Here is a 12570-nt window from a genome sequence, read left to right as displayed (position 1 = left end):
GGCGCGCGGACGATACTCACATCCGGATCGGCGGCGACAGGTCACCTCGGACCGACTGCCGTCCCGCCCTTGGAGCAGGCCCTATCGGTGGGCGCATTCGTCTCGCACACCCGGCGAGCGACAGGGACGGTCAAGCTGCGATCACCAGGTTTCCGAACCAGATGGATTCCGCCACGTGGTGCCATGGGAGGCGGTCCATCTGCGGAGCACCAAGCCAGTGGTGCTGGGTGGTCGGGGATCCGATACGGCATGACCGACGGATGGGAGAGCGAGACAAAGACGGGCTTTCGTGGCGCGCCGGATTACGGACGGCAGCGTCGACCGCCGGCATGGCTGAACGCGCTCGATGTCTTCAGGAAACGCGCTACCGAGAACTGTTCGGGATGCCCAACTCGCGACATACCTCCCGACCCGGAGCACCGGGCGCTCGTTGCTGAAGTGCATGGATATCTTGAGATCGTTTTCGAGCAAGCTCATCGTGTTCCATATGGCTCAACAGGGGTTCGCCGTTTGGCAACCCCGATTTTCCGGAAACGCCTAACGACGTGCATTCCGGCCATCGAGTCCGTTTGTCCGCAATGACGTTATTGGGGTTATTGGGAAGGCTCGAAACAGGGATTTCCTGACCACAAGCCAAGGTCCAGTGCGCCGCGAACCGATGGCTGGGGGCGGATTTCGGCCGCTCGCCGCCGGCGAGAGGGGTTGCATCCTGCCCGCCGTTCGCTGCGGCAATTGACACGCTGATGTCGGATTGTCCGGCCTATGCCGGCTCCCGCGCCGTGAGCGCCGCCTCGTGACCGGCGAGGAAGCCGAAGGCGATCGCCGTCAAGAGCCCGTTGCCGGACAGATAACCCGAAACCTCGGGACCCGACACGCCGCAGGCCGCGCCGCCGCCGGCGAAAAGATTGGCAAACGGCCGGCCCTGCCGGTCAACGACGCGGGCGCGGTCGTCAATCCGCAACCCGCCCTGGGTGTGAAACAGCGCGCCGGTCACCCTGACCGCATAAAACGGTGGCAAGAGCGGTGCCAGACCGGCAAAATCCCGCCCGAGCGGGTCGGGCTTCGCACCGACGCAAAACCGTGCCACCTCCGCCAGCGTTGCGGCGAGCCGCAATTGCGGCAGCCCGGTCAGGGCGGCGAGCACACCGACGGTCGGCGCCGTGCGCACGGCGCCGGCGGCATGCGCCTGGCGATAATCGGGAAAGGTGAGGCCGAAGCGGTGGACCGTTTCGTCGTAGACGTTCCAAGCAAAACCGCCCGGCTGGGCGAGCACCTTGACCGCCTGCTCGGAATAGCCGCCGCTTTCATCGGCAAAGCGGTCGCCATCGCCGTTGATCTGGATCGCGCCTTTCATCATCAGCGCCCAGGAAATCAGGATCGCGTGCGGATGGGCCAGCGAACCGTGACCCTGATAGCCGGACATGCGCGCGAGCCCGGCGCCAAGTGCATCGCCCCAGCGCACGGCGTCCCCGGTATTGCCGGCATGGCCGTAATAAAGCGCGTTGCCAAGTTCGGGAATGTGGGTTTTCACCAGCTCCGGATCGCCGCCGAAACCGCTCGAAGCCAGAACCAGCGCGCCGCAGCCCAGGGCTTCGCGTGCGCCGCCCGGCCGCTCGATCCCGACCGCGGTGATCCGGTCCTCGGCATCAGCATAGAGCTGCGTGGCGCGCGCCTGGGTGGCGATTGCGATCTCCATCGTCTCGGCGGTGGCAAGCAGGCGCGCGTGCAGCGCGGCCCCGGTGCGCTCGTCCACGCAATGCATGCGGTGGCGGCTGTGGCCCGGGTAAAGAAAATCATCGAGAACCCGCCAGTCGACGCCGGCGTGATCGGCGAGCCATTCCAGCGCCGGACCGATGGTTTCGGCGGCCAGGATCGCCAGTTCCGCGTCGCAACGCCCGTTCGCCTTGGCCAGGATGTCGTCCGCGAAGCGGGCCGGCGTGTCGTCCGCAACGCCGATCTCGCGTTGGAAGCGGGTGGCCGGCGCCGGCACGAAACCGGACGACATCGCGGTCGAGCCCGACGGCGTGGCGTCGCGTTCGACAACCAGCACCTGCGCCCCCGCCGCACGGGCGCGCAGCGCCGCCATCAGCCCGCAGGCGCCGGCGCCGATCACCACGACATCGGCCGCCGCGTCGACCCGTTCGGGCGCGCCGCGCAAGACGGGGGCCGCCGTCACCGTCAAGCCCCTTCGACAAGGTCGCGCGCGTCGGCGCAGCGCATGACGCGCGCCACCGTGGCGAGATCCGCCACGGCGCGCTCATGGGTGTCGCGTGAGAACGCCGCGCAGCCGTCCGACACGACGATGGTTGCAAAGTCGCGCACGTGCGCGTCGCGCACCGTGGAGGCGACGCCGCCATTGGTGACGATGCCGCAAAAGATCAGCGTGTCGACGCCGGCCTTGCGCAGCAGCCATTCGAGCCGGGTCATGTAGAAGGCCGAATAGGCGATTTTTTCCACCGTCAGATCGGCCGGTTTGAGGAGATCGACCAGATCGTGGCCCCACGAACCGGGAGCGAAATCGCCCTTGCCGAGAAACGGCCGCATCGCCTTGAGATGCGGCGCGATGAAAGGCTCGCCGCGCTTGCCGGGAACCAGCGTAAAATGCGTCGAGACGATCCAGCCGCCGCGCGCGCGCAGCGCTTCGGCCACGGGCAACACGCGTTGCGGCAGGGCGGCGATGTCGTCATTGGCCTGACCGCCGCGGGCATAAGCGCCGTCGGGATGCAGGAAATCGTTTTGCAGATCGACGATGACCAGCGCGGTGCGCGCGGCATCGATTGCGGCATGCGCCATTTTTCACCCCTTTCCCGGCGTGATCACCAGATTGCCGAAACGGTCGACGGCGGCGACGAGCCCCGGGTCGACGAAGATCGTGGTATCGGGTTGTTCCAGCAGCGCCGGCCCCTCGATCACCGCGCCGACGGCGAGGCCGAGCCGCTCGTAGACACCGGCGTCGTGATAGGCGCCGTCGGCGTAGACGCGCCGGGTCGCGGTCCGGCAGTGTTCGGCCGACTTGCCGTCGACGGGGGCGAAAACCTCCATGTCGAGCGCCGGCCGGCGCCCGATCACCGCGACGCGGTGGTTCATCACCCGCTTGGGGATACCGTCCAACAGCCTCCCGAAGGCGTCGCGGTAGGCAGCGTCGAAGGCGCCGGCGACCGTTTCGGCGTCGAGCCCGCCGGGGCCGATCGCGATCGGCACGGCGACGGAATGGGTCTGGCCGAGATAAAGCATGTCGAGCTCGAACACCCGGTCGACGCGCTCGAAGGCGACACCGGCGCGCGCCAGCACCGTCTCGGTGTCCTCGGCGACGGCCAGCATCGCGCGGCCGAGCGCTTCGGCGTCGACATCGTCCAGCAGCCGGTTGACCGTCTGGACCCGGTCGTGACGCATATCGGCCACGACGCAGCCGAGCGCGGAGGTGACGCCGGGAAAGCGCGGCACCAGGGCCGAGCCGAGGCCGACCTCCTTGATCAGCGCGCCGGTGTGCAATGCGCCGCCGCCGCCGAAGGGCATGGCCGCGAACTCGGCCGGATCGTGCCCCTTTTCGATCGAGACCAGGCGGATGGCGCCGGCCATCTTGGCGTTGGCAAGCCGCAGGATCGCCTCGGCCGCGTCCTCGACCGAAAGTTCGAGCGGGCGTGCGATCTCCGTCTCGATCGCCGCACGCGCGGCCTCGATGTCGAGCCGGTCCAGCTTGCCGCCGATCGGGCGGTCGGCATTGATGCGGCCGAGCACGAGATTGGCGTCGGTGACGGTCGGACGGCTATTGCCGAGACCGTAGCAGACAGGGCCGGGATCGGAGCCGGCCGATTCGGGTCCGACCTGCAACAGGCCGCTCTTGTCGAGCCCGGCGATCGAGCCGCCGCCGGCGCCGATCGTGGTGATCTCGATCATCGGGGTGCGCACCACCAGGCCGAAATCGATCGCCGTCTGAGCGGCAAGCGTCGACTTGCCGTCGGCCACCAGCGACACGTCGAAGGAGGTGCCGCCCATGTCGCAGGTGATGATGTTGGCAAAACCGGCCGCCCGCGCGATGGCGGTTGCAGCGATCACGCCGGCCGCCGGTCCCGACAGCGCCGTGCGCACGGGATAGCGGCGCGCGGTCTCGGCCGACATCACCCCGCCGTTCGACTGAACGATCAGAAGCTCGCCGGCAAAGCCGCGCCCGTCCAGCCCCTGTTGCAGCCGCTCCAGATAGGACGACACCACCGGCTGCAGATAGGCGTTGAGCGTGGCGGTGGAGGCGCGCTCGAATTCGCGGATTTCCGGCAGGATCTCGGTGGCTGCGGTGACGAAGGCGTTGGGCCAGACCGAGCGCACCGCTTCGACGGCGCGGCGCTCGTTGTCGTCATTGGCGTAGCCGTTGATGAAGAAAACACAAACCGCCTCGCAGCCGGCCGCGGTGAGAGCGCGAGCACGTTCGCGCACTTCGTCCTCCGCGACGCGAATGAACACGGAGCCGTCGGCCAGCACCCGCTCGGCGACCTCGAGCCGGTCGCCGCGTTCGACCACCGGCGTGAAGCCGCCCTTCAGGCCCCAGGTGGTCGGACGGTCGCGCCGACGCATCTCGATCACATCGCGAAACCCCTCGGTGGTGATGATGCCGGTGCGCGCGCCCTTGCGCTCCAACAGCGCGTTGGTGCCGACGGTGGTGCCGTGGACGAGCGTGCGAATGTCGGCGAAATCGGCGACGATCTCGGCGATGCCCTGGACGAAGCCGCGCGACTGGTCGCCGCGCGTGGAGGGAACCTTGGTGGTGATGACGGCGCCCGCGGCCTCGTCCAGCACAAAAACGTCGGTGAAGGTGCCGCCGACATCGACACCGACAATAATGGCTCTGTCATTCACGTGGCGGGCTCCCGGCTGCGCAGTTGGCGGGTGGCGTCGGCGTCGACGGTGCCGTCCGCCGAAAATGCCACGCCGTAGCTGACGGCCGCCTGTTCGGCGCTGACGAAACCGCGCCGCACATCGCGCGCGACCTCGTCGACCGGGCGTAAAAAGGCCGGACCGTAGCCGCCGCCGCCCGGCGTTTCGAGCCGCAGACGCTGGCCGCGGGCGAGCTTGATGCCGACCATCTTGGAGACCATCTGCGGCCGCTGCTCGCCATCGTGCTGCTGGTAGGTAAAGCGGTTGGTCGCCGCGTCACCCCCGCCGACGACGCCGCGCGGGGCGAAGCGGCCGCGTTCGCCGAACAGGAACACATCGGCCTGCTTTTCCAGTAGCTCGATCTCGTAGACGGCGCCGAGCCCGCCGCGATAGCGCCCGGGGCCGCCCGAATCCGGGCGCAGCGCCCATTGCGTGAAGCGCACCGGATAGGCCGCCTCGAGGATTTCGAGCGGCGGGATGGTGGCGGTCGAGATCGGCGCGTTGCCGTGGTTGAGGCCGTCGCCGCCGCCATGGGCGCCATGGCCGCCGCCGAAGAAAGAAAACATCACCCAGCGCTGGCCGTCTTCGCGATGGCCGGCGAGCGACAGCGCGTTGATGGTGCCGTAGGCGCAGGCCATAGCCGGCCCCGGCGCGATGCTGGCGATCGCCTGGAAGATAACGTCGATCAGGCGCAGGATGGTCTCGGTATAGCCGCCGACCGGCTTCGGCGCCGTCACCGAAAGCAGCGAACCGGGATCGATGCGGAACTCGACCGGTTCGAGCACGCCGGCATTGGCCGGCACGTCGCCGAAAATATGTTTCAGCGCGACGTAGCAGGCCGCCACCGTGGTGGCGCGCGAGATGTTGACCGGGCCGGCACAGGCCGGCGATGAGCGCGAAAAATCCATCACCATGCGGCCGTCGCCGATCGTCAGGTCGAGCGCGATCTTCAGCGGCTCGTCGACGATGCCGTCATTGTCGAGAAAATCCTCCGCCGACACGGCCCCGGCCGGCAGCTCTGCGATCTGGGCGCGCATCATCTCGGCCGCGCGCGCCTTCAGGGCTGCAAGTGCTGCGGAAATCGTCGGCGCGCCATAGTCGTCGATCAGCGCATGCATGCGTTTTTCGCCCAGTTCGAGCGCGTTGATCTGGCCGTTCAGGTCGCCGTAGAGCGACATCGGCAGGCGCGAATTGGCCGAGAGGATATCGACGACGTCCTGGCGAAACACGCCGCGGTCATAGAGCTTGACCGGCGGGATCAGCATCCCTTCCTGAAAACACTCAGTGGCGGCGGGATTGTAGTTGCCCGGCACATTGCCGCCGACATCGTGCCAATGGCCGACCGAAGCGAGAAAGCAGAACACCGCGCCGTCGCGGAAGACCGGCTTGACCAGCCGGAAGTCCGACAGATGGGTGCCGCCATCGTAGGGATCGTTGAAGATCCAGACATCCCCCTCGTGGATGCCGTCCCGGCGCCTGGCCTTCTCGATGACCGCCTGCACGGCGAAGGCCATCACGCCGACGAAGATCGGCAGGCCGGACTTGCCCTGGACCAGCGTCTCGCCGGTCGCCGCGTCGTAGATGCCGTGCGAGGCGTCGTGCGCCTCGGCGATGATCGGGTTGAAGGCGGAGCGGAACAGGGTCGCGTCCATCTCGTCGGCGATCTGTTCGAGCCGCCCCTTCAGGATCGCCAGCGTTACGGCGTCGACGGTCGCGGTGCCGCTCATTGATCGTCCTCCGCGTCATAGCGCTTGCCTTCGGCAAGCAGCTCCGGCGTGCCGATGACCCCGTTCAGCCCCGCGAAATCAAACATCCGGTTGCGAAAACCCTGGTTCGAGCCGGTGGCGAGCAGATTGGCGTAATAGGCGCGCGCCGTCGCCGCGACCGCACGCACCACACCGCCGGGGAAGATGACCAGGTCGAAGCCGAGCGCCTCCAGGCCCGCGGCATCGATCGCCGGGGTCTTGCCGCCCTCCACCATATTGGCCATCAGCGGCACGCGCCCCTTGAAGCGCTGGACGATCTCGCCGATCTCGGCCAGCGATTGCGGGGCCTCGACAAACAGCATGTCGGCGCCGGCCTCGACATAGGCCTCGGCCCGGTCGAGGGCAGCCTCGAAACCTTCGACCGCGATCGCGTCGGTGCGGCCGATGATCAGGGTTTCCTCGCTGGCGCGGGCATCGCAGGCGGCGCGGATCTTGCCTGCCATCTCCGCCGTCGAAATCAGCGATTTGCCGTCGAGATGCCCGCAGCGCTTGGGCATCGTCTGATCTTCGAGCTGGAGGGCGCCGGCGCCCATGCGCTCGAACACGCGCACGGTGCGCTGTACGTTGAGCGCGTTGCCGAAGCCGTTATCGGCGTCGACCAGGATCGGCAGACCCACTCGGTCGCGCAGCGCGGCGATGGTGTCGGCGACCTCGCTCATCGAGACCAGCCCGATATCCGGACGGCCGAAGCGCGTATAGGCGATCGAGGCGCCCGACAGGTAGACGGTTTCCGCCCCCGCCTGCTCGGCGATCAGGCCCGACAGGGCGTCGTAGACGCCCGGCGCGACCAGGATCGGCGGCGTCTGCAATCGTTTCCTGAGGCTCATCGGCCCGTCTCCCGCGCGCGCTCCGCGGCGAAGCGCTTCTTGAGATGCGGCACCAGGCCGCCGTCACGCAGCATGCGCCTGAGATTGTCGGGCAAGGGCTCAAGACGAACGGACAGATCGCGGTCGACAATCCGCAATTCGCTCTTGTCCAGGTCGAGAGCCGCCCGGTCTCCGTCGGCGACCGTCTCCAGATCCGCGCCGACCAGGACCGGCAGGCCGAGATTGATGGCGTTGCGATAAAAAATGCCGGCGAAGGAACGCGCCACTACCCCGGCGACGCCGAGATGCTTCAACGCCTCGGCGGCCTGCTCGCGCGAGGAGCCCATGCCGAAATTCCGGCCCGCCACCACGATATCGCCCGGCTGCACGGAGGCTGCGAAATCCGGCCGCGCCGTTTCCAGGCAATGGGAGGCCAGCGCCTCGATGCTGCCCTTCATATAGGCGCCCGGCGCGAGCTGGTCGGTATCGATGTCGTCGCCGAACAGGAAGACGCGTCCGCTCATGCCGCCCCTCCGCCGGCCAGGAACTCGCGCGGGTCGACGATGCGGCCAGCGACCGCGGCGGCCGCCACGGTAAAGGGAGAGCCGAGCCACACTTTCGCCGACGCCGCCCCCATGCGCCCACGGAAATTGCGCGCCGTCGAGGAGATGCAGGTGACGTCCTCGCCGAGCCGGTCGACGCCGTAGCCGGCGCAGATGCCGCAGGCATTGGGCAGGATGCGCGCGCCGGCCTGTTCAAACACAGCCATGATGCCGTCGGCGGCCGCGCGCTCCTGGTCGCGGCGCGAGGACGGCGCCACCATCAGTTCGACGCCGGCGGCCAGGCGCCGGCCTTTCAGGATCGCCGCTGCGTTTTTGAGATCGTCATATTTGGCGCCGGTGCAGGCGCCGATATAGGCGACGTCGATCCTCGTCAGCGGCGCCGCGCCGACCGGCGCGGCATTGGCCGGCGAATGCGGCGCGGCCACTTGCGGCTCGAGTGCCGCGGCGTCGAAGACATGATGCTCGAGCAGTTCGGCATCGGGGTCGGTGTTGAGCGAGCCCCAGTCGCCGGCCTCGCCGCCATGCGCGGCAAGCCAGGCCGCCGTCTTCGCGTCAGGCGCGATCAGTCCCGCCTGGGCGCCGAGTTCGGCGGCCATGTTGGATAGGGTCATGCGCTCCTGCATCGACAATGCCATGACTGCCTCGCCGGCATATTCGACCGCCTGGTAGCGGCCGCCATCCATGCCCAGCCGTCCGCAGAGCGCCAGCATCATGTCCTTGGCGACGACCCCGGGCCCGAGCCGGTTTTTCCATTCGATCAAGATCGTTTCGGGAACCTTGAGCCAGATCTCGCCGGTCGCCAGCACGCCCGCCATCTCGGTCGCACCGACCCCGAACATGTAGGCGCCGAAGGCGCCCCCGGTCGGCGAATGGCTGTCGCCGCCGACCACGAACATGCCGGGCCTGAGATGGCCGCGTTCGGGCAGGACGACGTGGCAGATGCCCTCGCCGTCATGGAAGGCGACCTTGCGCTCGCGCGCCCATTGCCGGGTCAATTCAAGAATGCGCGCGCCCTCGTCGGTGTCGCCAGGCACGAAATGATCGGATATCAGCACCACTTTTTGCGCATCAAACAGACCGACGCCCAGCTCGCGCAGGATCGGCTCGACCCGGCGCGGGCCGCTCGAATCGTGAATCATGGCGAGATCGACCGCGGCGGTGACGATCTCTCCCGGCGCGACCGTCTCGCGGCCGGCAGCCCTTGCGATGATCTTTTGCGCCAACGTCTGCGCCATCACACCAGCCCGAGATAGGAGCGTTGCAGTTCGGGATCGTCGAGCATGGCGCCGGCCCTGCCCGACAGGCGGATTTCGCCGTTTTCCATAACGAAGGCACGGTCGGCGATCTCCAGCGACTGCAAGACGTTCTGCTCGACCAGCAGGATCGTCAGCCCGTCCTGGTTGAGTTGCCGGATCAGGGAAAACATTTCTTCCACCAAAAGCGGCGACAGGCCGATCGACGGCTCGTCGAGGATCAGCAATTCGGGTTCCGCCATCAGGCCGCGTCCGATTGCGAGCATCTGCTGCTCGCCGCCCGACAGGGTGCCGGCCTTCTGGGCGAACCGCTCGGCAAGCCGGGGAAACGTCTCGCCGACGCGCACGATGTTGGTGGCGCGGTTGGGCTTGCCGCGCCGATAGGCACCAAGTTCGAGATTTTCGCGCACCGTGAGATTGGGAAAGATGTGCCGGCCTTCCGGCACCTGGATCAGGCCGAGTTCGACGATGCGCCGCGCGCCGAGCCGGGTGATGTCGCGGCCGGCAAAGCGGATGCTGCCGCCGCGGCAGGGCAGAAGCCCGGACAGAAGCGCGGCGAAGGTCGTCTTGCCGACGCCGTTGGAGCCGAGCAGCGCGACGATCTCGCCACGGGCGATGTCGATGTCGACACCGCGCAGCACCTCGACCGCGCCGTAGCCGCCACGCAGGCCCGCCACTTCAAGCATTGGCAGCCTCCCTGGCGCGCATGCGCTCGGCCATGCCCTTGCCCAGATAGGCTTCGATCACGCTCGGATCGGCGACCACTTTGGAGGCCGTGCCCTCGGCGATGATTTCGCCCTGGTTGAGCACCCAGGTATGTTCCGACAGGCTCATCACTGCCTGCATGACGTGCTCGATCAGAAGCACGGTCACGCCCTCGTCGCGGATCGCGCGGATGATCGGGATCACCGCCTCGATCTCGGACGGGTTGAGCCCGGCCATGACCTCGTCGAGCAGGATCAGCTTCGGCCGGGTGGCGAGCGCGCGGGCGACTTCGAGCCGTTTGCGCCCGGCGACGGTCAGCGCGGCCGCATCGATGTCGAGCCGGTCGCCGAGCCCGACCTTGCGCGCCACCGCGCCGGCATAGGCGAGCGCGCCGGCGCGCGAGGCGATGTGAAGATGGGCGCCGACGGCGATGTTGTCGCGCACCGTCTGGCCGGCGAAGGGCTGGACGATCTGGAAGGTGCGGACCATGCCGCGCCGGGCGATCGCCTCGGGCGAAAGGCCGGTGATGTCCTCGCCGCAAAACCGCACCATGCCGCGGTCGGGGCGATGAAAGCCGGTGATCATCGCAAACAGGGTCGTCTTGCCGGCGCCGTTGGGACCGATCAGCGAGGCGATCACGCCCTGCGGCACGGTGAAACCGACGTCGCGGGCGGCCTGAACGCCGCCGAAATTCTTGGAAAGGCCGGCGACCTCAAGCATGGCGGCGCTCCACGGCGAGGGCGCGCGCGCCGCGCCGGGCGCCGAGACGGCTGACGAGGCCGGCCAGGCCGCGCGGCATGAAGGTGACCATGACGACCAGCAACGCGCCATAGACGGCCAGGCTGATGCCGGGCGCGTCGCCGGTCACCTCGCTGGTGAACTCGGAGACGGCGTGGATCGCGGCTGCGCCGAGCAAGGGGCCGAACAGCGTGCCCATGCCGCCGATAATCGGCACCAGCAGGCTTTCAATGGACACCGCCGGACCGTAGGCGATCGACGGGTCGAGATAGAGCAGATATTGCGCGTAAAAGACCCCGGCCAGGCCGGAAAAGACACCCGACAGGACGATCGCGCCCATCTTGACGCGAAACGCATCGACGCCGAGCGCGCGGGCGGCCTCTTCATTGTCGCGTACCGCCATCAGCCTGGCGCCGAACCGCGAATTGCCGATCCACCACACGACGAGGAAGGCCGCCAGCGTCATCGTCCAGATCAGCCAGAAATAGGATATCTTGGAAGCGAACTGGAGATTGGCCAGGCTGCGTTCCAGCGGGATCAGAATGCCGACGCCGGCGCCGGTGAAGTCGACCGAGTTCGACACGATGCGCAGCACCTCGGCGAAGGCGAGCGTAACCAGGGCGAAATAGGAGCCGCGCAGGCCGTAGCGGAAAGTGGAAAAGCCGATGAAGGCGGCGACCGCTCCCGCCGTCAGCCCGCCGGCAACAAGCCCGATCCAGGGATTGACGCCGAACTGGACCTGCAGCACGGCCACCGTGTAGGCGCCGGTGCCGAAATAGGCGGCGTGGCCGAAGGAGAACTGACCGCCATAACCGCCAAGAATGTTCCAGGCCTGGCCGAGCAACGCTGCATAGAGCGTCATGATGACCACGTCGAGCCAGAATTCCGAAGCGATCAGCACCGGGGCCGCACCGATGGCAACGAAGACCGCAAACAAAAACAGCAGCGAACGCATCTTCAGACCCTGTGCCCCAGGAGGCCGGTCGGCCGGAAGATCAGCACCAGGATGAAGATCGCGAAAATGCCGATCTGGCCGAGGCTCTCGCCGAGGAACAGCCCGCCCATGGCCTCGATCACGCCGATGACGAAGCCGCCGATCAGCGCGCCGACGAACGATCCCATGCCCCCCAGCACGACGATGGTGAACGCGATCAGCACGAAGCCGTGGCCGACCTGTGGATTGACGTAATAGCTCGGCAGAAGCAGGCAGGCGGCAACGCCGAGACAAGCAATGCCGAGCCCGTAGCTCATCGCGTAGACGTGGTCGGTGTCGATTCCGACCAGGGCCGCGCCCTTCTTTTCCTTGGCCACGGCGCGGATGGCCCGGCCGAGATCGGTGCGCGCCATGACCAGCCACAAAAGCGCCGCGGTGACAATCGCGCCGGCGAACGCCACAACTTTGGGCAACGGCAGGAAGGCGCCGAGGATATCGACCGTCTCGAACGAATAGGGCGTGTCGATGATGCGGGTGTCGGAGCGGAAGAAAAACAGCGACAGGTTCTCGATGACGATCGCCAGACCGAGCGTGACGAGCAGGATGTTCTCGTCGCGACCGTGGCTGGCGCGGCCGATAATGCCGCGCTGCAGCGCATAACCGAGGGCAAACATCGCCGGCGGCACGATCAGCAGCGCCACGTAGGGATCGATGCCGAAGCGCGCCTTGAGATAATAGACGGCGTAGAGGCCCAGCATCAAAAGCGCGCCATGGGCGAAATTGATGATGTGCAGCACACCGTAGATCAGCGTCAGGCCGAGTGCCACCAGCGCGTAGAGCGCGCCGGTGGTGATGCCGTTGAGAACCGAGGGGATGATAATGGCGAGATCGGGCATGTCGGTCTCCGGGCCGCAATTGCCTCCGCCGGGCCGGGGC

General features: G+C 67.6%; 11 protein-coding genes. All 11 read right to left on the bottom strand.

Annotated features, from left to right (window positions below):
• Window positions 1-760: 760 nt before the first annotated feature.
• From ACT2B0_RS05185 to ACT2B0_RS05135, 11 genes are read right to left on the bottom strand one after another with little or no spacing between them, the layout of a single operon-like run.
• Window positions 761-2176 carry an FAD-dependent oxidoreductase gene (locus ACT2B0_RS05185; protein ID WP_473462135.1) on the bottom strand — a complete coding sequence of 472 codons (1416 nt, stop codon included), beginning with the start codon at window positions 2174-2176 and terminating at the stop codon, window positions 761-763.
• A 2-nt stretch (window positions 2177-2178) separates the two neighbouring features.
• A complete protein-coding gene (locus ACT2B0_RS05180; protein ID WP_473462132.1) occupies window positions 2179-2793 on the bottom strand; it encodes a cysteine hydrolase family protein in 615 nt (204 codons plus the stop codon).
• A gap of 3 nt (window positions 2794-2796) precedes the next feature.
• A complete protein-coding gene (locus ACT2B0_RS05175) occupies window positions 2797-4851 on the bottom strand; it encodes a hydantoinase/oxoprolinase family protein (RefSeq protein WP_473462130.1) in 2055 nt (684 codons plus the stop codon).
• Complete coding sequence (locus tag ACT2B0_RS05170; protein ID WP_473462129.1) at window positions 4848-6596, bottom strand: hydantoinase B/oxoprolinase family protein; 1749 nt, start codon at window positions 6594-6596, stop codon at window positions 4848-4850. Before ACT2B0_RS05170 ends, ACT2B0_RS05175 begins: the two co-directional genes overlap by 4 nt.
• Entirely contained in the window at window positions 6593-7462 is an 870-nt protein-coding gene (locus tag ACT2B0_RS05165; protein WP_473462126.1) for an isocitrate lyase/PEP mutase family protein, read from the bottom strand. The genes ACT2B0_RS05170 and ACT2B0_RS05165 overlap by 4 nt, the downstream gene beginning before the upstream one ends.
• Entirely contained in the window at window positions 7459-7965 is a 507-nt protein-coding gene (locus tag ACT2B0_RS05160; protein WP_473462124.1) for a LeuD/DmdB family oxidoreductase small subunit, read from the bottom strand. The genes ACT2B0_RS05165 and ACT2B0_RS05160 overlap by 4 nt, the downstream gene beginning before the upstream one ends.
• Window positions 7962-9239, bottom strand: coding sequence for a 3-isopropylmalate dehydratase large subunit (locus ACT2B0_RS05155; protein ID WP_473462122.1), 1278 nt, complete (start codon window positions 9237-9239; stop codon window positions 7962-7964). The genes ACT2B0_RS05160 and ACT2B0_RS05155 overlap by 4 nt, the downstream gene beginning before the upstream one ends.
• Complete coding sequence (locus ACT2B0_RS05150) at window positions 9239-9943, bottom strand: ABC transporter ATP-binding protein (RefSeq protein WP_473462120.1); 705 nt, start codon at window positions 9941-9943, stop codon at window positions 9239-9241. Before ACT2B0_RS05150 ends, ACT2B0_RS05155 begins: the two co-directional genes overlap by 1 nt.
• Window positions 9936-10682 carry an ABC transporter ATP-binding protein gene (locus ACT2B0_RS05145; protein ID WP_473462117.1) on the bottom strand — a complete coding sequence of 249 codons (747 nt, stop codon included), beginning with the start codon at window positions 10680-10682 and terminating at the stop codon, window positions 9936-9938. The genes ACT2B0_RS05150 and ACT2B0_RS05145 overlap by 8 nt, the downstream gene beginning before the upstream one ends.
• Window positions 10675-11655, bottom strand: coding sequence for a branched-chain amino acid ABC transporter permease (locus ACT2B0_RS05140; protein ID WP_473462116.1), 981 nt, complete (start codon window positions 11653-11655; stop codon window positions 10675-10677). Before ACT2B0_RS05140 ends, ACT2B0_RS05145 begins: the two co-directional genes overlap by 8 nt.
• A 2-nt stretch (window positions 11656-11657) precedes the next feature.
• Window positions 11658-12530: a branched-chain amino acid ABC transporter permease gene (locus ACT2B0_RS05135; RefSeq protein WP_350155420.1), complete on the bottom strand. Its 873-nt coding sequence runs from the start codon at window positions 12528-12530 to the stop codon at window positions 11658-11660.
• Between the last annotated feature and the right edge of the window lie 40 nt (window positions 12531-12570).

It is taken from the genome of Nitratireductor sp. J20-h4 (genome assembly GCF_056780505.1).
This window is presented reverse-complemented; position numbering and strand designations above follow the sequence as displayed.